This is a genomic window from Variovorax sp. EBFNA2 (assembly GCF_033802765.1).
GTDB lineage: Bacteria > Pseudomonadota > Gammaproteobacteria > Burkholderiales > Burkholderiaceae_C > Variovorax > Variovorax paradoxus_H.
Map to the genome: position 1 here is coordinate 230468 of NZ_CP138497.1, position 20240 is coordinate 250707.

The 20240-nt window shown below is 67.7% G+C and carries 6 protein-coding genes and 1 pseudogene; 6 read left to right on the forward strand and 1 reads right to left on the reverse strand.

Annotated features, from left to right (window positions below; genetic code table 11):
* Window positions 1–45 precede the first annotated feature (45 nt).
* From RZE79_RS31500 to RZE79_RS31510, 3 genes and pseudogenes are all read left to right on the forward strand, one after another.
* Window positions 46–13545 carry a filamentous haemagglutinin family protein gene (locus RZE79_RS31500; RefSeq protein ID WP_319362171.1) on the forward strand — a complete coding sequence of 4500 codons (13500 nt, stop codon included), beginning with the start codon at window positions 46–48 and terminating at the stop codon, window positions 13543–13545.
* Between the two features lie 230 nt (window positions 13546–13775).
* Window positions 13776–13961: pseudogene (locus RZE79_RS31505) on the forward strand (helix-turn-helix domain-containing protein); the annotation flags it as partial.
* A 100-nt stretch (window positions 13962–14061) separates the two neighbouring features.
* On the forward strand, window positions 14062–15498 hold the full coding sequence (locus RZE79_RS31510; RefSeq protein ID WP_319359682.1) for an IS1182 family transposase: 1437 nt from the start codon (window positions 14062–14064) through the stop codon (window positions 15496–15498).
* A gap of 313 nt (window positions 15499–15811) precedes the next feature.
* On the opposite strand, the gene RZE79_RS31515 is transcribed toward RZE79_RS31510, so the two are convergent.
* The gene (locus RZE79_RS31515; RefSeq protein WP_319362172.1) at window positions 15812–16417 is read right to left on the reverse strand and encodes a TetR/AcrR family transcriptional regulator; all 606 of its coding nucleotides are present in this window, start codon (window positions 16415–16417) and stop codon (window positions 15812–15814) included.
* Between the two features lie 288 nt (window positions 16418–16705).
* Here RZE79_RS31515 and RZE79_RS31520 point away from each other — a divergent pair, with 288 nt between their 5' ends.
* The 3 genes from RZE79_RS31520 to RZE79_RS31530 are packed head-to-tail and all read left to right on the forward strand — an operon-like array spanning window position 16706 to window position 20159.
* On the forward strand, window positions 16706–17674 hold the full coding sequence (locus tag RZE79_RS31520) for a tripartite tricarboxylate transporter substrate binding protein (RefSeq protein ID WP_319362173.1): 969 nt from the start codon (window positions 16706–16708) through the stop codon (window positions 17672–17674).
* Window positions 17674–18447: a cyclase family protein gene (locus RZE79_RS31525; RefSeq protein ID WP_319362174.1), complete on the forward strand. Its 774-nt coding sequence runs from the start codon at window positions 17674–17676 to the stop codon at window positions 18445–18447. The genes RZE79_RS31520 and RZE79_RS31525 overlap by 1 nt, the downstream gene beginning before the upstream one ends.
* A gap of 17 nt (window positions 18448–18464) precedes the next feature.
* Window positions 18465–20159, forward strand: coding sequence for a CocE/NonD family hydrolase (locus RZE79_RS31530; protein WP_319362175.1), 1695 nt, complete (start codon window positions 18465–18467; stop codon window positions 20157–20159).
* Window positions 20160–20240: the final 81 nt, after the last annotated feature.

Consider the following 20240-nt stretch of genomic DNA (forward strand, 5'->3'; position numbering starts at 1 on the left):
CGTGGCCCCAATCGAGCAACGAAACACGAACTCATGGAAGTCCGCATGCAACGCAGCAGCAGCCGCACGGTGTCCCGGCGTAGTCAGCCGAACGCGTCCTCTTCCTCGTCCACGGCAGTCGTGCAGGCACGGCTCACGCCACTGGTGCGCGCCATCGCGCTGCTGCTAGCCGGCGGTGCAGCGTTCGACGGCGTGCAGGCGCAGCAGGCTTTCAGCGGCGCCTGGATGGCGCAGAAGAACATGGCGCAGAGCACCGCGCTGGCCACCGGCCGCCTGCCCAACGGCATGTCCGCCGCGATGCTCGCGGGACCGCAGGCACAGCAGCAACGCGCGAACGAACAGCTGCAGCAGTCCATCGGCAATTTGAATTTGGCGGCGCGTGCCATCGCGGCGCAACAATCGGCCCAGGCCGCAGCGCGCGCGGCTGCACAGAACGATCCGTCGGTGCCCGACGGCCTTGCCGAAGGCGGCCTGAAGGTCGACACGAATGCGCTCACCGCCGGCTGGCACAACGCGCGCCCGCTCACGGCCGATTCGCAGCGCCAGACCGCGGGCCGCACGGTGGTCATGGTCGAGCAGACGGCAGACAAGGCGATCCTCAACTGGGAGACCTTCAACGTCGGCAGGAACACCACGGTGAAGTTCGACCAGCAGGCCAACTGGGCGGTGCTCAACCGGGTGAACGATCCGAAGGCTCGGCCAAGCCAGATACAAGGCCAGATCAAGGCCGATGGCACGGTGATGGTGGTCAACCGGAACGGCATCATCTTCAGCGGCAGCAGCCAGATCGACACGCGCAACCTGGCGGCATCGGCGTTGAACATCAGCGACGCACAGTTTGGCAAGGGGCTGTTCAGCGAGGCGCAGGGGTCGGCCCATATTCCCACCTTCGCCAACGACCTCGCCATCGGTGCCAGCAGCTTCGCTCACAGCGCGGTGACTGCCGGCGTCACCGTCGAAACCGGCGCGCGCGTCGCCACGCGCGCGCCGAAGTCGGTGACGGAGGGCGGCGGGTATGTGCTGCTGCTGGGCCGCGAAGTGCGCAATGCCGGCGAGATTGCCACGCCCTCCGGACAGACCGTGCTCGGCGCCGGCGATGCCTTCGTGATCCGCAAGGGCCTGGCCACCGATTCGAATCAGGCCTCCACCACGCGCGGCAACGTCGTGAGTTCGTTGCGCAACAGCGGCAGCGGGGCCGGAGATGTCGTCAACAGCGGCTTGGTGCAGGCGACGACCGGCGACATCACCCTGGTCGGGAAGAACCTGCGCCAGGAAGGCGCGCTGGTCGCCACCACCTCGGTACACACGCGTGGCACGGTCCACCTGCTGGCGGACCGGGCCGATGCCGCGAGCCAGGTGACGATGGGCGAGAGCAGCCTGACGGCGGTGGTGCTCGATGCGTCCGCAACCACCGCGCTCGACGTGCAGCGCGAGACGCTGGTCCAGGCTTCCGAGAGACCCGGAGACGGCGTGTCTCACCGGCGCGACCAGTCGCTGGTCCGAATCGACAGCGGGAGCAGCGTCGACTTCAACGCCGGCTCGTTGACGCTTGCCACGGGCGGCCAGGTGCTGGTGGATGCCCGCCGCCGCAGCACCGTGCACACGGGCGCCGCCATCGACGTTTCGGGCGCGGTCGGCGTCGTCGTCGCGATGGAGGCCAACAACGTGCAGGTCAATGTGCAGGGCAACGAGCAGCGCGATGCGCCCGGCAACCGCGACTCGAAGCGGCTGAACAACAGCAACCTCTGGCTGGACCGGCGCGACCTGGTCCGAGTGGCCGCCGGCACGAACGGCTACGAGACCGACCGCTGGTACACGGCGGGCGGCCTGCTCGAGGTGGGCGGCTACCTCGGCGTGACCGGACACGGCATCGCGGAATGGTCGGCGCTGGGGGGCACCGTGCAGTTCGGCGGCAGCGAGCTCGTCACGCGGCCGGGCTCGTCCATCAATGTGTCCGGCGGAACGCTCGACGTGCAGACCGGTTATATCCACCAGTCGTGGCTCGTGGGAACCGACGGCCGGCTCTACAACGCCTCGCGTGCACCGGGCGACCTGCTCTACAGCGGCGTCTACAAGGGCTTCCGGACCGAGCATGTGCGCTGGGGCAACGCAGCTGAAGAATCGTTCTACAGCCCACTGATCGGGCCGATGCGGCGGCTGGAGAACGGCTACACCGTCGGCCGCGACGCGGGCAGGCTCGTGGTCGCCACGCAGGCGGCGGTGCTCGAGGGCGACGTCGAAGGCACGACCTTCCAGGGCGAGCGCCAGACGCGCGGCCGCGATGCGGACACGGACGGCTACCAGCAGGCGCAGACGGCGGTCGCCCGCGGCGCGCGGCTTGTGCTCGGCAGCCTCACGCCGATCTACGACAAGCAGACAGGCCGCCTGCGCGACAGCCCCGCTGCGATGGTGAACGAGGTCCTGATCGGCGACATGCCCGACGGCGCCATGCCCGACAGTGGGCGCATCGTGCTCGACGCCGGCTGGCTCAACGGGCTCGGGCTGGGTGCATTGGAGGTTTATGCGCGCGGTGCCGTGATGGTGCAAAAGGGCGTCGAGGTGGCCACGGGCGGCGACATCGCTCTGCATGCGACGCAGGTCCGCGTCGATGCCGATCTCACCGCACGCAGCGGCTCCATCGCCCTGGGCAACCTGTTCGTCCGCCGCTCCGAAGCGGCCGGCGGCGCGTGGCTCGAAGAGCCCGTCAGCCTCACGGTGCCGACCGGGCGAGCCCTGGAGACGGTGGTGGCTGACGGCGTGAGGCTGGATGTGCGGGGCGTGTGGAGCAACCTGCAGCAGGACCCCGCCGGCTCCGGCGGGCTGCCGTTCATCGACGGCGGCAAGGTGGCGATCCGCGGCAGCGGCAACGTGGCCATCGGAAAGGACAGCCTGATCGATGTGTCTTCCGGCGCGGCCTTGATGGCGGACGGCTCGCTGCGGGGCGGCCGCGGCGGGGACGTCGACCTGGCCGCCGGGCAACACAGCGGCACCGGCGTGCTTTCGCTGGACGGTGCGTTGCGCGGACATGGCGTCGAGGGTGGCGGTCAGCTCCATATCGCCCATGGCACGCTGGTCAGCATCGGCGGCAGGCTGCCGCAGGCCGTCGAGCAGTTGCAGGCCGGCCAGGCCACCACGCTGCCGCTGCGGCTGGCCAACGACTACGTCGTCGGCGCGGGCCAGGTCATCCCGATGAACTTCTCGGTCACGGTGTCGCGCCTGTTGCCGGGTCAGCCCTTGCTGACCGGCACGCAGCCCCTGGTCCAGTCCGGCAACCCCGTGACCCTGCAGGCGCCGTGGCTGGTGCCGGTGACCGTGGTCACTGCGGGCGGCCAGCAGGTCCACGCCGGCGCGACCCTTCCCGCCGGCACGGTGCTGACCACCATCGGCAGGCTCGATGCGGGCTACGTGCTGCCGGCCAGCGTCTTCCCCGACGGCCTCCCGATCACGCCCTCCACGCGCAGCTACCAGGCTGGCAGCATCGCGGCCGCGCCGGTGGTCGTGCCGGCGGGCATGCGCATTCCGGTCGGCACCTTCTGGCCCGAAGCGGTGGCGGTGCAGCCTTCGCTGGCGCTGGGCACTGGCCTGTTCCAGAGTGGCTTCCGCCACTACGCGGTCGAGGGCCAGGACGGACTGGTTGTCGTCGACGGCGCGCAGCTCTCGGTCGCCATGCCGGTGCTGCGCGCGGACCCTGCGCTGGCGCGCGGGCTTGCCAGCGGCGAAGACCCGTCGCTCGCGCTGCAGGCGTGGTTGCCGCCGCTGCTGCAGAACGATCCGGCAAAGGCGCGGATGCGCCTGCGCGAAGGCGCCAGCCTCTCGCTGGTGGCGGGCTCGCGGCTGTCCGAGGGCGACGCGCACGTCGGCGCGGGCGCGCGCATCACCGTTGATCCGGGCGAGGCCATCACGCTGACCGGCAATGCGCAGATCACCATCGAGGGCGAACTGCGGGCGCACGGCGGACGCATCTCCGTATTGCCGGGCACCTTCGGCACGGGCTCGTCGCAGGGCGCCCCCAGCGCGCGCTCGCTCTGGATCGGCGAGCAGGCGGTGCTCGACGTTTCCGGCCAGGCATACGTCGGTGTGGACGCGAAGGGTCGGCGCCATGGGCAGGTGCTCGATGGCGGCGTCATCGAAATCGGCGGCAGGCACGACCTGGCGGCGCAGATCTTCGATGCGATCGACAGCTTTGTCGTGGTGCGCAAGGGCGCGCGGCTGGATGCCTCCGGTGCGTCCGCCACGCTCGACCTGCCGGGCCTGGGCGAGGTCTTCCTGCCCAGCGACGGCGGCGCGATCTCGCTGAGTTCGGGCAACGGGCTCTACATCGACGGCGCGCTGCGCGCCGCAGCGGGCGGGGCAGGCGCATCCGGCGGCAGCCTGGCGCTCAACTTGGAGACGCCGGTCTATCTCGGCGTCGAACGCAACAGCCTTCTGGGCGATGCCGTCAGCGACGAGGTGCGCGTGCCGCGCGAGCTGGTGCTGGGGCAGACCCATGCGGGCAGCGGCCTGCGCGCCGACCTGAAAGCGGGTGCTGCCGATGCGGGCCTGGCCTACGGCAAGGCGCGCTACGGCGTGGATGCGGTGCATGCCGGCGGCTTCGACACGCTGTCGCTGTTCGCCAACGGACTGCTTGGCTTCGATGGCAACGTCGAGCTGCAGATGGGCAACGCGCTGTACCTCACCGCGAGTGCGCTCGGGCTGAGCCAGTCGGCGCCCCGCGACAGCCGGGTGCACCTGTCGGCACCGTACCTGCGGCTGGCTGGCAGCACGGCCCGCCAAGGGGACGGCACCCTGATGCCCAATCCGGTGTTCGGCTCAAGGAACGTCAGCGCGGGCAGCGGCACGCTGGGGGTGCCGCTGGTCGCCGAGGGCGCGGGGCTGCTGCTCGAGGGCGGCCTGATCGATGTGGTGGGCGAGTTCGGCATGGGTGCGCGCGGCGAGATCGTGCACAACAGCGGCACGCCCCTGAAGGTCGAGCGCGATGCCTTCGGCGACGTGCAACTGCGCAGCCGCGGCGACCTGCGCCTGCGCGGCGCGGCCCTGTTCTCGCCGGGCGACATGGTGTTGGCGGCGCGCCAGATCCACGGCAGCGGCACGGTGGTGGTGGGCCAGCGAACCGCCTTCGACACCTGGGGCAACGCCAGCATCGCGCTCGACCCGGCACGCAGCCTGGACATCGAACGCGTCGGCGAGGTGCTGCCGCCGATGCCGTACAGCGTGTTCGGCGAGATGGCTTTCTTCGCCGCCACAGTCAACCAGGGCGGCGTGCTGCGCGCGCCCCTGGGCAGCATCACGCTGGGGCGGGCCGACGGCAGCGGCTACACCGGGCAGGTCAACCTGCTGCCGGGCAGTGTCACGTCGGTCAGTGCCAATGGCCTGACCATGCCCTACGGCGGCACAGTCGACGGGCTGAGCTACTACTACGACGGCGCGGATGTGGACTACCGCGGCGTCGGCCTCGAGCCGAAGGTCCTGTTCAACGCGCACGCCGTCGATGTGCGCGGCGGCGCGGTGATCGACCTGTCCGGCGGCGGCGAGCTGACCGGCGCGGCCTTCCTGAGCGGGCGCGGCGGCTCCACCGATGCACGCCTGCATCCGCTGATGCAGCGGTCGGGCGACGGCCGCGGCTTCGTGCTGCCGGGCCTGGCCACCAACCCGGTGTACGCCATCGTGCCCGGCGCGCAGGCGGGGCAGGCGCCCGTCGCCCCCGAGAAGGGCGCGGGCGATCCGGCGATCGGCCGGCAGATCACCATCGGCGCGGGTGTACCGGGCCTGCCCGCAGGCACCTACACGCTGCTGCCCTCGACCTATGCGCTGTTGCCGGGCGCCTTCCGCGTCGAGCTCAACGGCTTGGCCGCGAGTGTCAGCGCCTTCGGCACCGGCAGTGCAATGCGCAACGGCTCATGGAGCACGTCGGCGCGCCTGGGCATGGCCCAGTCGGGCGTGCAGGACGTGCTGCCCACGCAGGTGGTGCTCACGCCGGCCGGCACTCTGCGCAGCTACTCGCAGTACAACGAGACCAGCTACGCCGGCTTCGCGACCGCCGTGGCCGCGCGCGACGGGGTGCCGCGCCCGGTGCTGGAACGCGATGCAAAGGCCGTTCACTTCAATTTCCTGTCGCCCGACCAGGCTGGCGCGCTCGGCGCGGCGCCTGCGCTGCGCTTCGATGGCGCGCTGCGCGGCAACGCCGCAGGCGGCGGCCATGGGGCGACCGCGGTGGTCCGCAACGCATCGCGCTACGAGCTGCTCGCCGACGGGGCCGCGCCCACGAGCGGCTTCGATGGCGTGTCGGTGCATGCGAGCAGCCTGAATGCGCTCGGCGCTTCGCGGCTGGTCATCGGCGGTGAGCTCAGGTCCGTCTACACCGACTCGCAGACCGGATCGCACCAGTCGGCGAACATCATCAGCGTGGCTGGCGCGAACACCGGCGGCATCGTGCTGCGCGCGGGCGCAGAGCTGAAGGCGGCCGAGGTGTTCCTGCTGACCGGCCGCGTCGATGGCGGCATCGTGCTGGAGCAGGGCGCCGCCATCAACACGCTGGGCCGGGGTGCCGCGTCGTACGACGCCGGCCAGGGCTATGCCTACGACCCGGGGCGCAGTTCGATGCTCGCCGTCTCCAACGGCGTGCTCCACATGCTGGCGCCGTCGGCCGCAGATGCGCAGGGCAACGGCGCGGGTTCGATCGAGATCGGCAACTGCGCCGTGGCGGCGGGCTGCAGCGGCGTCACGCGGCTGTATTCCGAAGGCACGATCACGGCGGCAACGGACAACCGCTTCGTGCTCGGCGATGCGGTGCGCTACGGCACGCGCAACCTCGTGCTCGCCGTGGGCAGCATCAACGCTGGCACCGCGCCAGCGCTGAGCGACGCCGCCGCGCGCGGCGTGCTGAAGGCGGGCCTGACGCTCAACCAGGACGTGCTCGGCCGACTGCTGCTCGGTGACACCAGCGTGGGCGCGCCGGCCCTGGAGAACCTGGTGCTGACCGCGCGCGATTCGGTCAACTTCTTCGGCAACGTGACGCTGTCCACCATCGACCCCGCCACCGGCCGCTCCGCGCTGGAGCGCCTGGTGCTCGGCACGCCGGCCATCTACGGCAGCGGCAGCGCGGGCGACACCGCGCGCATCCACACCGACACGCTGGTCTGGACCGGCACGATCAATCCGGCGGGCGCCGTCGTGGCGGGCGGCGCGGGCACCGGCAGCGGGCAGCTCACGGTCGATGCGCGCGAAATCGAGTTCGGCTTCGGCCCCGGCATCCGCGTGGATTCGGTGCGCTCGCACGACCGGCTGGCGTTGGGTTTCGCGTCGGTGAACCTGAACGCGGCCGAGCGCATCACGGCCAACCACAAGGGCACGCTGTCGGTCCATGCGGCGCAAGGTGCGTGGAACGACGCCACCAAGGCCTTCGACCGCAGCGGCGGCAACCTGAACATCAGCACGCCGCTGTTGACCGGCCGGGCAGGCTCCGTCAACAGGCTCTCGGCCGGCGGCGACATCCGCGTGGGCAGGCCTGCCGGTGCTGCGGCGCCGACCGAAAGCGCCACGCCGGCTGGCGCGCTGGGCGCCGAACTGGCGCTGGACAGCCTGGCCGGCCGCCTGGTGCTCGACACCGCCGTGCTGCTGCCCAGCGGCAAGCTGGGCCTCGGCGCGCAGGGCAACGTGCAGCTTGGCGACGGCGCGCAAATCGACCTGGCCGGCCGTCGCATCGGCTTCTTCGACACCGCCCGCTACAGCTGGGGCGGCGACGTCGCGATCGAGAGCCGGGGCGGCGACATCGCGCAGTCCGCGGGCTCCCGCATCGACCTGTCGGCACGGAACAACCGGGCCGGCAAGCTCACGGCCATCGCGCTCGGCCAGGGCGCGGGCACCGTGGCGCTGGCCGGCACGCTCGAAGGCGCGAGCAGCGGCCACTACGACGCCGGCGGCACCGAGGTGCCTTTCGCTGCCGGTGCCATCGAGGTGCGCGCGCAGCACATCGCCGATTTCTCCGGGCTCAACCGGCGCCTCACCGACGGCGGTGTCGTCGGGCGCCGCAGCTTCCAGCTGAAGCAAGGCGATTTGGCCATCGGAAGCGAGATCAAGGCGCGCGAAGTCAACGTATCGGTCGACAGGGGCCATCTCACGGTCCACGGCACCATCGACGCCAGCGGCGAACAGGTCGGCAGCATCCGCCTGGCGGGCCGGCAGGGTGTGACGTTCACGGGTTCGGCCGTGCTAGACGCCCATGCCAGCGTGCAGCGTGTCGACAGCTATGGCCAGACCATCGACGCACCGAACCGGGCGGTCATCGAGGTCGACTCGGGCGACGGGCGCCTCACGCTCGCAAGCGGTGTGCGCATGGACCTGCGCGTGGCCGGTGCCAGTCGCCACCAGGGAACGGTCGTGCTCAACGCACCGCGCCTGGGCGGCGCGCGCGGCAACGACGTCGACATCGACGCGGCCGGAACCATCGCCATCGACGGCGCCAAGGCCATCGTCGTCAATGCCTTCATCACTGACGACAGTGCCCCGGCCGGCACTGACGCCACGGCCGACGGCCGCACCTACCAGCGGATCGACCAGGCTTGGCTGGACGCTCGTCATGCCGACAGCGTGGCGTTCATCGGCAATGCGCTGGACAACGCCAGCCTGATGAACGGCAAGCTCGCGGGCCTGCGCGGCTACACGTCGCAGTTCCGCCTGCGTCCGGGGCTCGAGGTTGCCAGCCATGCGGCCAACACCGATGGCGATCTGCACATCGACGGCGACATCGACCTGTCGAGATACCGCTACGCCAGCGTGAACCCCGCCACGCAGATGACGGATGCGTACGGATCGGGCGAGGCCGGCGCGCTGGTGGTGCGCGCGGCGGGCAACCTCGAGGTGTTCGGCAGCATCAGCGACGGTTTCGACGGTTCGCGCCTGCACGCCACCGCCGACGACAACGGCTGGGTCCTGCTCAAGGGCCGACAGCCCTGGGGCGCCGATGTAGTCGTGCCGCACGGCGGGCTGGTCACGCTCGCGCGGGACACCTTCTTCCCGTCTGGCAAGGTCCTGAACTACGACCTGCCGATGCAGGCGATGAGCCTGGCCGCGAACACGCTGCTGCCGGTCGCCGCCACCTTGAGCGAGCCGCTGAGCCTGGCGGCTGGCACGGTGTTGTCGGGCCCGGTGTCCGATGCCGCGGGCAACCTGCTGCATGCGGCGGGCACGGTGCTGGCGCAAGGGACCACGCTGCCCGAGGGCGCCCGGCTGGGTGCGGGCGTGCGCCTGCCGGTGGGCGCGAAGGTCGCCGCCATGACCTGGCCGCGCGGCGTGGCGCTGCCGTTCCCGATCGGCGCGGTCAACGACACGACCGATGCATGGAGCACACCCAATGGCGTGCAGCTTGCGCAGGACCTGACGCTGCGCAAAGGCTCGCTCGTCCCCAGCGAGACGGTGGTCAGGCTGCCCGGCGGCGCCGAGATGGTGGACCTGCGCCCGCGCGAAGCCGACGGCATGCAGGGCCGCAACTGGGCGGTGGCCCCGATGCTGCCTTCGGGCTCGCAGTCGTGGGACATCACGCTGGTCGGCGGCGCCGAAACGGGGGCTGCCGACCGGTTGGCGACGGCCCGCGGTACGAAGGGCGGCGTGCGGGTGTCCGACCTGCACTACGGCATGGGCCAGGACGAGGTGCCCGTGCCGGGGACCGGCACGCCAGCCACGTACCGGTGGGCGGCCGATGCGGATGTTGCGATGTGGGAGACGTGGGGGCTGCCGCCCGGGACCCTGGTGCCGGGCGGCACGATTACGCCAGAGGCCCTGCAGACACTGTTCGATTTCGGCTTCATATCCGCGTCACCGCTGGAGCTGAACGACTGGGGTCTGGGCAACACGGTGGCCGTGGAGAGCCCCGGCACGCCGCCCGACACCACCCGGGTTTCGCGTCCCGTGCGCGAGGAGCTCTTCAGCGTGCTGCGCACCGGAACGGGCGACCTGCGTGTCGTCTCGGGCGCCGACATCCTCACCACCTCGCTCTACGGCGTCTACACCGCGGGCACGCCGTCGGCGTCCCTGGCGCCAGCGGGCCAGCCCGATCGCCATGACCTGGGCCGCAGCGTCGGCCACGACGGCACGCTGCTGGGTCCGAAGGGCAGGTCTTTCGCACCGCTGGTGGACGGCGGCGGTCAGAGCCTCTATGCGGCCTGGTACCCCGAAGCCGGGGGCAACCTGCTGCTGCGCGCGCAGGGCGAGGTGATGGGCGACAGCCTCGGCCGGCGCGGGGAACGACAGCGCGAGGAAGGCTTCGGCTACCCGGTGGCGCCGCTCACCGGCAGCGCGTCGGTCGGCACCTGGCTGTGGCGCCAGGGCACCGGCCGCGTGGAGACCGGCCCCGAGGCCGTGCCCACCGCGTGGTGGATCAATTTCGGCACTTACGTGCCGTCGTTCGTGGAAGACGGCAACGCCTACAGTCCGATGCCGCGCCTCGTCGGCTTCACCGGCTTCGGAACGCTGGGCGGCGGCAACCTGGTGCTGGAAGCCGGCGGCGATGCGGGCATGCTCACCGGCCGCGGCGATTGGGGTGCGGTCTTCGTCAACCGCAGCCAGGGCCTGAACCTGGCGGTGGCCGGCACCGGGCGCATGGCGTCGGATGGCAGCTTGGTGCTCACGGGCGGCGGTGACCTCGACGTTCGCATCGGCGGTGGGCTCAATGCCGATCCAGCGCTGCGCAGTTTCAGCGGACGCAGTTCTGGCGAGAGTGCCAACACCGCCTATCTGCGCGACACCCACCGCGTCGACCTCAACGGCATGCTCGTCAACCTGCGCGGTGCGCTGCGGCTGGAGGCAGGCAGCGTCGGCGGCGTCGAGCTGCTCTATGGTCGGCAGGACAGCAAGGAGTCGCGCGCCTATGGCCTGGCCACGGCCAGCTCCGCTACGGCCAGCGGTGGGCCGGTGCTGGTGCCCGGCGATGCCGGGGTGCGGATCGATGCGCGCGGCGACCTGGTGATCGCCAACGTGGTCGACCCCGGCCGTGTGCCCCAGTTCAGCGGCGGCACGCCCTTCCATGCGGACGGTGCGCAGCACGACGGCGGCGGCTTCAGCTGGTTCTCGCTGTGGACGCCGTCCACGGCCGTGGACCTGCTGTCTGCGGGCGGCCATCTGGCGCCCACCCTGGCATGGCTGAGCAATGGGCAGGGCGATGCCACGGCGACCGATGGCGCGAACCTGTACCCGTCGATCTTCCGTGCGGCGGCGGCCAGCGGCAGCCTTTACTACGGCTACAAGCCCGCCAACGAGGACACCACCATCACGCGGCAGCACGTGGTGCTGGCGCCATCCCCGGTGGATCCGCACTTCAAGGCGACCGGCACCGGCCAGCTCGAGCTGCTGGCCGCCGGCTCCATCTATGCAGGCGGCTTCGGCTTCTCGATGTCGGGCGCGGACCCGACCGCGTTGCCCAGCCCGTTCAACCCGGGTTTCGTGGGGGACGCGGAAACCATCTGGTACGGCCCGCGCAAGGTGCACAACGTGAGCAGCACCGCCCTCGCGCCGGCGGTGCTGCTGAACACGGGCCCGATGGGCGGCGGCGGCGGAGCGGGCACGTATCCGCTGTTCTCGTTCACACCGCCGACGGCTTCCGGCCATGTGCACGTGGGGCAGCCGCCGGCGCGCTACTACGCGGCGCAAGGCGACATCGTCGGCCTGCGCACCGGGTCCATCGTCCACCGGGGCAACAACACCGGCCAGCTCGGCAGCTACGCGAGCTGGTACGACGGCGGCGGGCCGGTGGCGATCCGTGCGGGGCGCGACATCGTCAATGCCGGCACCACGCTGGGGAGCTACGACAACCTGGGCAGCGTCTATCGCTTCGAGCCGGGCGCGCTGGGCTGGCTCACGATGGAGAACCTGGGTGATCTCGGTGCCCCGCAGAAACCTGTAGCCGTGCCGGGCGGAACGGGCCGCGGCAACCTGATCGTGCACAACAGCCTGGACGACGTGTCGGTCGTCGAAGCGGGTCGCGACATTCTCACCAGTACCTTCTACGTCGCGGGCCCGGGCCTGCTGGACCTCAGTGCCGGGCGTAATGTCTACATGGCCGACAAGGCCGAGCTGCGCAGCATCGGCCCGGTGGCCAGCGCGGTGCCCGGCGACCGAGGCAGTGGCGCCGGCATCGCGGTCATGGCGGGCGTCGGATCGCACGGACCCGCTTGGCGCGCATTCGCCGAGCGCTACCTGGATCCGGCCAACCAGGCCGATCCGGCGGTGGCCTTCGCCGACCAGCCGGGCAAGGCGCTCGAGATCTACAGCGGCAGCCTGCACCTGGTCAAGTGGCTGAGCGAGCGCTTCGGCGGCGCCAACGGCTTGGGGCTGCATTTCGATGCCGCGACCATGGACGCGCGCGCCTTCTTCACCGCGCTGCCACCGGCGCAGCAGAACGTGTTCCTGCGCGACATCTACTACGCCGAACTCAAGGCCGCCGGCCGCGAGTACAACGACGCGGACGGCAAGCGCTCGGGCAGCTACCTGCGCGGGCGCGAAGCCATCGCCACGCTGTTCCCGGCGCAGGATGCCGAAGGCAGCGCCTTGCGCTACGAGGGTGACCTCACAATGTTCAGCAGCGCGCTGTACTACAGGCAGTACGTCGACAGCCCCGCCACCCGCCGGCCCGAGCGCGGCCTGACATACATCCGCGAGGACGAGTGGGTGGCGCGCGGCAGCCCGGGCTACGACGTGCCGTTCTACAAGGTGCTCGACGCCGGCATGCACACCGACTTCGGCGGCGACATCAGCCTGATGGTGCCGGGCGGCCGCGCGCTGGTTGGGGTGGACGGCGGCTTCACTCCGGGCGAAGGCTCGGGCCTGCTCACGCAGGGCGCGGGCGACATCCGGATCTACACGCAAGGTAGCCTGCTGCTGGGCCAGAGCCGCATCTTCACCACCTTCGGCGGGCACATCCTGGCGTGGTCGGCCGAAGGCGACATCAACGCCGGGCGGGGCAGCAAGACCACCGTCGTCTACACGCCGCAGCGGCGTGCCTACGACAGCATCGGCAACGTGTCCCTGTCGCCGACCACGCCGAACACCGGCGCCGGCATCGCCACGCTCAACCCGATCCCGGAAGTGCCGCCCGGTGACATCGACCTGATCGCGCCGTTGGGCACCATCGATGCAGGCGAGGCGGGCATCCGCGTCTCGGGCAATGTCAACTTGGCGGCGCTCCAGGTGGTCAACGCCGAGAACATCCAGGTGCAGGGCGAGTCGGTGGGCATCCCGGTGGTCGCCGCCGTCAATGTGGGAGCGTTGACCAATGCCAGCGCGGCGGCCTCGCAGGCTGCCACAGCGGCGCAGGACGCCGTGCAGCGCGACCGCGCGGCCCAGCGCCAAGCGCTGCCGTCGGTGTTCACCGTGCGCGTGCTCGGCTTCGGCAACGAACCCGCGGGCGGCGAGGGCGGTGGCAGCGGTACCGGAGGCGAGCGCAGCGGCGCGGCCTACGACCCCAAGGGCGTGGTGCAGGTGCTCGGCGCGGGCGAGCTCACGACCGCGCAGATGCAGTCGCTCACGCCGGGCGAGCAGCGAGGGCTGAAACGCTGAGCGGCTGAATTTTTGTGCGCATTCGCGTGCATACCGCCGCGGAGGGGCCTTTGAATGCCGAGAGCTAAGGGCAACGAAAGTCGAGCTGTTCGCCGCAGCTCTGCTGTGCTCCGCTAGGGAGATGAAGCGCGGTGAGCATGCGGTGGTGCGTACGCCCGAGCAGATCGCACGTCGGAGTACGCGTCCGGTGAAGTGGTCTCGACAGGGTTGCCTGCCAAGTCATGGCTGCAGTGAGTGCAATCAGTTGGACTTCGCAACTACCGCAACCGTGGCAATTCGAGTGGCGCGGCATCGATCTGCTGCGCGCGTTCAGGCCCGGCTCGGAACTGCAGGGCAGCAGCGAGCTGGCCGAGCGCACGGGTTTGTCGAAGTCCACGGTCAGCCGGCTGACGCAGACGCTGGTCGGCGCAGGCATTCGTCGCATATGCCCGCTCTAGACTGAGGCTGTGTGAAAACGCATTGAATCCGTGCATGCCGTCGCCTAGATTGAGACAACGCCACGAACTGGGTTGCCACATGAAGCGATTCATCGAGCCAGGGGATCGAAGCCAGACCACGCTGCTGCCAGAGTGCCTTGACGACTACATCTCAGAAGAGAACCCCATCCGCGTAGTCGATGTCTTTGTCGATGAACTCAAGCTCTATCGGCTCGGCTTTGAAGGCGCGGAACCTGCGGCCACCGGGCGGCCGTCGTACCACCCCTCAGTGCTGTTGAAGATCTATATCTACGGCTACCTGAACCAAGTGCAATCCAGTCGACGCCTGGAGCGCGAGGCACAGCGCAATGTGGAGTTGATGTGGCTGACCGGGCGCCTGGCCCCTGATTTCAAAACCATCGCCGACTTCCGCAAAGATCATGGTGACGCCATTCGTCTGGTGTGCCGAGAGTTCGTTCTTTTGTGCCGCCGGCTCAAGCTATTTGCCGACGGCGTCATCGCCGTGGACGGAAGCAAGTTCAAGGGCGTCAACAACCGCGACAAGAACTTCAACGAGCACAAGCTCCAGGTGCGGATGCAGCAGCTCGAGCAGAGCATCGGCCGATACCTTGCCGAACTTGATCGAGCTGACCGAGATCCAGCGATGGTTCTCCCCGAGCGTGTTGCGCGCCTCCAGGAAAAGGTAGCCAAGATCAAAGGAAAGATGCGTGAAATCTCTGCCATCGAGCGGCAGCTTCAGTCCACGCAAGAGCGACAGATCTCGCTGACCGATCCGGATGCCCGCTCGATGGCGACCAGCCGACTTGGCTCAGCAGTCGTAGGCTACAACGTCCAGGCCGCGGTCGATGCAAAACACCACATGATCGTCGCCCATGAGGTGACCAACGCAGTAACCGATCGAGGCCAACTGGCCGCCATCTCCAAGGCGGCTCAAGAGGCCATCGAACACCCCAAACCAATCGTGCTGGCGGATCGAGGCTACTTCGAAGGCTACGGGATTCTGGAGTGCGAACGTGCGGGCATTGCGACACTTGTCCCGAAGCCCTTGACGTCCAACAGCAAGTTCGAGGGCAGATTCGACAAGCGAGACTTCGTCTATGACAAGCGACGGGATGTGTACCGGTGTCCGGCGGGCGAGATCGCAATCTACCGCTTCACCGCCATTGAGGACGGCAAGGCGTTGCGCAAGTACTGGACATCAAACTGTGGCGGCTGTCACTTGAAGCCGCAGTGCACCCCGGCGCCAGCCAGACGCATCAGTCGATGGGAGTACGAGGAGGTCCTGGAAAAGGTCCAGGCGCGTCTAGATGCTGCGCCCGAGGCCTCAAAGTTCAGGCAACGAACGATCGAACACGTGTTCGGCACCCTGAAAGCGTGGATGGGGGCCACGCACTTCCTGACGAAGACCTTGCCGAACGTGAAAACCGAGATGAATCTGCAGGTTCTGGCCTACAACCTCAAGCGAGCAATCAAGATCCTCGGCCCAAGTACCCTGATTGCAGAGATGAAGTCGTAGGAGCCGACTCGCGTCTTGTCGAGACGGCCGAGAATTCCGGTAGGAACTGAGTCCGCCGGTCCAACGGATCTTGCGCGCCCCTTCAATGCAGGCTGTTTCCACACAGCCTCGACTGGTTGCGGTCCTTGAGCGGAGACGCCTGAACGTCGCAAACGGGCGCAAAGCCGACGTTCGTCAACCCCAAAAGCGGTCGTTGGGTGCTGCTCTTCAGCGACTCTTCGCAGGATCCGAACTCAGAACGTCGCGATGCCGTTCATGGGTTGACTGCATGTTGCGGCCCCGCACAAAGCAACTTCACGTGTTGGCAAAGTCCCTACGAAGACACGCTCGCTCGGATCCCTCCAACGACGAAGTCAACAAGCGCGCTTGCGGTGGCCTTCGTGTCCGTTGTTCCGGCCTTCGTGCCTGAAAGGCGATGGAGTCGATTGGGTCGACCCCTGTCAGTCAGAAAGAGCACCACGGTGCTGACCATCAGCATGTAACGCAGGTACATCAGGCTCAGCGGAATTTCGGGCACGGCGTCGTGGAGTGCTGCCACGAACTGCTTGGCCATCGGGTCGAAGTGCTTCTTGATGACCCGCTCCGTCATCGGTGAAGGTGAAAGGCGGTGCTTCAGTATCAACTGCGCGAGCAACTGGCCTTCGGTTGCTGCGCCCTCCCCAACGTATGGAGCGACGAAGGCGGACACGATCGCCGTCACTTCGGGTCGCGCGCCTTCTGAGCCAGCTGCCGCCGTGATCTCTTTCAGGGCAAGCGTGCGGCTTTTGTTCACTCGCGCTGACAGTTCATCAAAAACCGCCTCGGCCAGCGCTTCGGTGCTTCCGAAGTGGTAGTGAATCGCCGCGACGTTGACACCCGCATGGCTGGTCAGCGCTCGCACAGGCACCCCGTCTACGCCTTTCTCGGCGTACAAGGCCAAGGCGGAATCGAGGATCTTCTGCCGGGTGAGGCGATCAGAGGAGGGAGGTGTTCGTCCTGGCATGTCCGAAGGGGCAAAAAAGTTGGGCTGTGCTTGCGACGGAAGCGCAGATCGCCACGGTCAAGGGACATTCTGCATCAGCCAGTCAATCACTTGTTTCAATCAATGAAGCAGAACGCAGTACTCGTAGAAACACTTGATTCAAACATGTGTTTTATTTGTCTAGAATGCGCCGGTTGCCGGCTTCCGGCGTAGTCAGCGCCGGCCGGTGCCATAGGAGACAAATCCATGTTGAATCGAAGAGAAGCGCTCGCAGGCGTTGCAGTCACGCTTGCAGCGCCCATGTCGAAAGCGGCGACGACGGACCTTCCCGAGCTGATGAGGATCGTGATGCCGTTTCCTGCAGGGGGAGCCCTCGACGGGATCACGCGCATCTTTGCAGACACCTATCAGAAGGTGACAGGTCGCCAATGCATTGTCGACAACAAGCCGGGTGCCGCCACCACCATCGGTGCGTCAGAGGTGTCGCGTGCAAAGCCCGATGGCTCCGTGGTGCTCTGGACCACCGGTGGGCACCTGACGAATGGGGTGCTGATGAAGAAACTGCCGTACCACCCGATCGACGGCTTCACGCCCTTGTCGATGGTGTATTCGACCTATGGCTTCGCGCTGCTGCACAGGGCGAACGGACCCTTCAACACGCTCGCCGAATTCGTCGCCGCAGCCAAGAAGCAACCAGGCAGGTTGAGCTATGCGTCAGCCGGGAACGGAAACACGACACATGTGGTCGGCGCCCTGTTCGCCAAACAGGCCGGGATCGATCTGATCCACGTCCCCTACAAAGGAACGCCGCTCACGGATCTGATCAGTGGTGTGGTGGACGTCTCGTTCATCGCGCCATCGTCTGTGATGCAGTACATCGAGGCCAAGAAGATCAAAGCCCTCGCGATCACTGGGGCACAGCGCGCAGAGACGCTGCTGACCGCGCCTACGTTCGCGGAACTGGGCATGCCCGACATCGACATCCCCGCGTGGATCGGCATGCTCGCGCCGCCCAAGATGCCGCCGCAGGTCCTCGCGGCACTCTACGAAGGCGTTGCGAAGACGCTGGCCGACCCTGGCTTCAAGGAAAAGATGGTCACGTTCGGCAACAAGGTCTCGGAGATGCCGCCTGACCGGTTCAAGGCCTATCTTGAAAAAGAGTTCGCTCGCTACCAGCGAATCCTTCCTCCACTCGGCATCGAAATGGATTCGTGATGTTCAAGAAAATCGTCGACCTTTCCATCTTCCTCGAGAACGATGTGATCTCGGACCCGCCGGCGTTCGCGCCCAGGATCCACTACATGAACCACACGGAGAGCTTCAGCCGGCTGGCTCAGTTCTTCCCTGGGCTCAAGGCCGGAGATCTACCCGATGGCGAGGCATGGGCCGTGGAAAGGGTCGAACTCAGCACCCACAACGGCACGCACCTCGATGCACCCTGGCACTTCGCCTCCACGATGAACCATGGCGAGCCCGCGATCACCATCGACGAGGTGCCTCTCGAATGGTGCCTGCAGCCAGGCGTGAAGCTTGACTTCCGCCATTTCGAGGATGGCTACGTCGTGCAAGCAGAGGACGTCGAGGCGGAGTTGAAGCGCATCGGCCACACGCTGAAGCCGCTGGAGATCGTGGTTATCAACACCCGCGCGGGAAGCCGCTATGGCAAGCCCGATTTCGTGCAATCAGGGTGCGGCATGGGTTACGGCGCGACGATGTACCTGCTTGAGCGTGGCGTTCGCGTGACGGGTACAGACGCCTGGAGCTGGGACGCACCCTTCGTTTACACCGCCGAACGCTACAAACAGGACAAAGATCCGGCAGTGATATGGGAGGGCCACAAGGCCGGCCGCGACATAGGCTACTGCCACCTTGAGAAGTTGCACAACCTGGAAGTGCTGCCGCCGGACGGGTTCTTCCTATCCTGCTTTCCAGCCAAGATCCGCGGCGGTTCGGCGGGCTGGACGCGCGCGGTCGCACTGTTTCAGTGACGTCGATCGGAGTAACCATGATCTTTGAAAAGAATGTGCTGATTCGCTTGCGCGACGGCTCGGTCCTCAAGGCGAACGTTTTCCGCCCGGACGGGGACGCACCCGTGCCGGTCCTCATGACGCATGGCCCCTACGGCAAAGACGCGCATTTCGAGGACGCGTTCAAGCCGCAATGGGACGAACTGAAACGCCTCTACCCTGGCATCGACACGGAAGGCAGTTCCGGAAAGTACCTGCGTTGGGAGGTGGCCGATCCGGAACGCTGGATTCCTTGGGGCTACGCGATCGTGGTGGTCGACAGCCGAGGCGCCGGCGAGTCGCCCGGCAAGCTGTGGGTGTGGTCGCCGCAGGAGGTAGACGACTACGCAGACTGCATCGAATGGGCCGGCGTGCAGGGATGGTCCAGCGGCAAGGTCGGCCTCCTTGGCATCTCGTACTACGCGATGAACCAGTGGCAGGTCGCAGCGCGCCGGCCTTCCCATCTGGCGGCCATCTGTCCGTGGGAAGGGGCCAGCGACATGTACCGCGATGCCAGTCATCACGGCGGGATCTTTGGCAATTTCTTCTTCGAACTCTGGTTCCCCAAGCAGATCCTCTCGGTGCAGCACGGTAAGGCGGACAGTCCCTACATCGACCGCGAAACGGGTACGACGAGCACCGGCGAGGCGCTGGACGCTGACACTCTGCGCGCGAACCGGGTGGATGTCATCGAGGAGTTCCGGTCGCACCCGCTGATGGACGACTGGTATGCCTCAAGGTCTCCGAAGCTCGCCGACATCGAGGTGCCGGTCCTGTCCGCAGGCAACTGGGGCGGCATGGGGCTGCATCTTCGTGGCAATGTGCAGGGCTTCCTAGGTGCAGGGTCGCGCCAGAAGTGGCTGCAGATGCATGGCGGCACGCACTGGGAATCCTTCTATCTGCCCGAGTATGTGCAAATGCAGAAGCGCTTCTTCGACAGGTTCCTGAAGGACGAGCCCAACGGATGGGAGGAGCAACCCCCTGTGATGCTGGAGGTGCGCCATCCGGATCGGTTCGAGCAGCGCTTCGAACACGAATGGCCGATCGCTCGAACGCAATGGACCAAGCTCTACCTCGATGCCCAAGCAGGCAAGCTAGCTGCTGATGCCGTTGATTCGACCGCGACGGCGTCGTACCGCGCGCCCGGCCGCGGTGTCGAATTCCAGAGCGCACCGATGGAGACATCGACAGAGTTCACCGGACCACTGTCACTGGTTGTGTGGATTCGCTCAAGCACCGAAGACATGGATCTCTTCGTGACAGTCCGGGCGTATGACCCCGATGGCAACGAAGTGCTCTTCCGGGGCGCGACGGACCCACAGGTGCCGGTCGCGCAAGGGTGGCTACGAGCGTCGCACCGCAAGACCGACCCGGCGCGGTCACGGCCCGGGCAGCCGTTTCACACGCATACCGAAATCGAGCCGTTGATTCCTGGCGAAGACTATCGGGTGGAAGTGGAAATCTGGCCGACGTCCATCGTGCTTCCGCGTGGGTATCGGCTTGCGGTGCGCGTCGATGCGCAGGACTTCCAACGTGAAGGCGCGACAGGGCCACGCAAGGGGTCAGGGCCGTTCCTACACACCGACCCGCTGGATCGCAAGCCTGATCTCTTCAGCGGCGAGAACACGATCCTCACGGGCGGGCGCTACGACTCATATCTGGTGCTGCCACTGATCCCCTCCCGCGACAACTGAAGCGCTTTTCCAAGTCGCTCCCCGTACCCCGGGGGCGAACTTGGGTGTCGGCTCGCGCAGACGGCACTCTCGACCACAAAG

Bases quoted from the DNA above. Each gene is read 5' to 3' on its own strand.
- RZE79_RS31500 (WP_319362171.1), top strand. From the start codon at position 46: ATGCAACGCAGCAGCAGCCGCACGGTGTCCCGGCGTAGTCAGCCGAAC.
- RZE79_RS31510 (WP_319359682.1), top strand. From the start codon at position 14,062: ATGAAGCGATTCATCGAGCCAGGGGATCGAAGCCAGACCACGCTGCTG.
- RZE79_RS31520 (WP_319362173.1), top strand. From the start codon at position 16,706: ATGTTGAATCGAAGAGAAGCGCTCGCAGGCGTTGCAGTCACGCTTGCA.
- RZE79_RS31525 (WP_319362174.1), top strand. From the start codon at position 17,674: ATGTTCAAGAAAATCGTCGACCTTTCCATCTTCCTCGAGAACGATGTG.
- RZE79_RS31530 (WP_319362175.1), top strand. From the start codon at position 18,465: ATGATCTTTGAAAAGAATGTGCTGATTCGCTTGCGCGACGGCTCGGTC.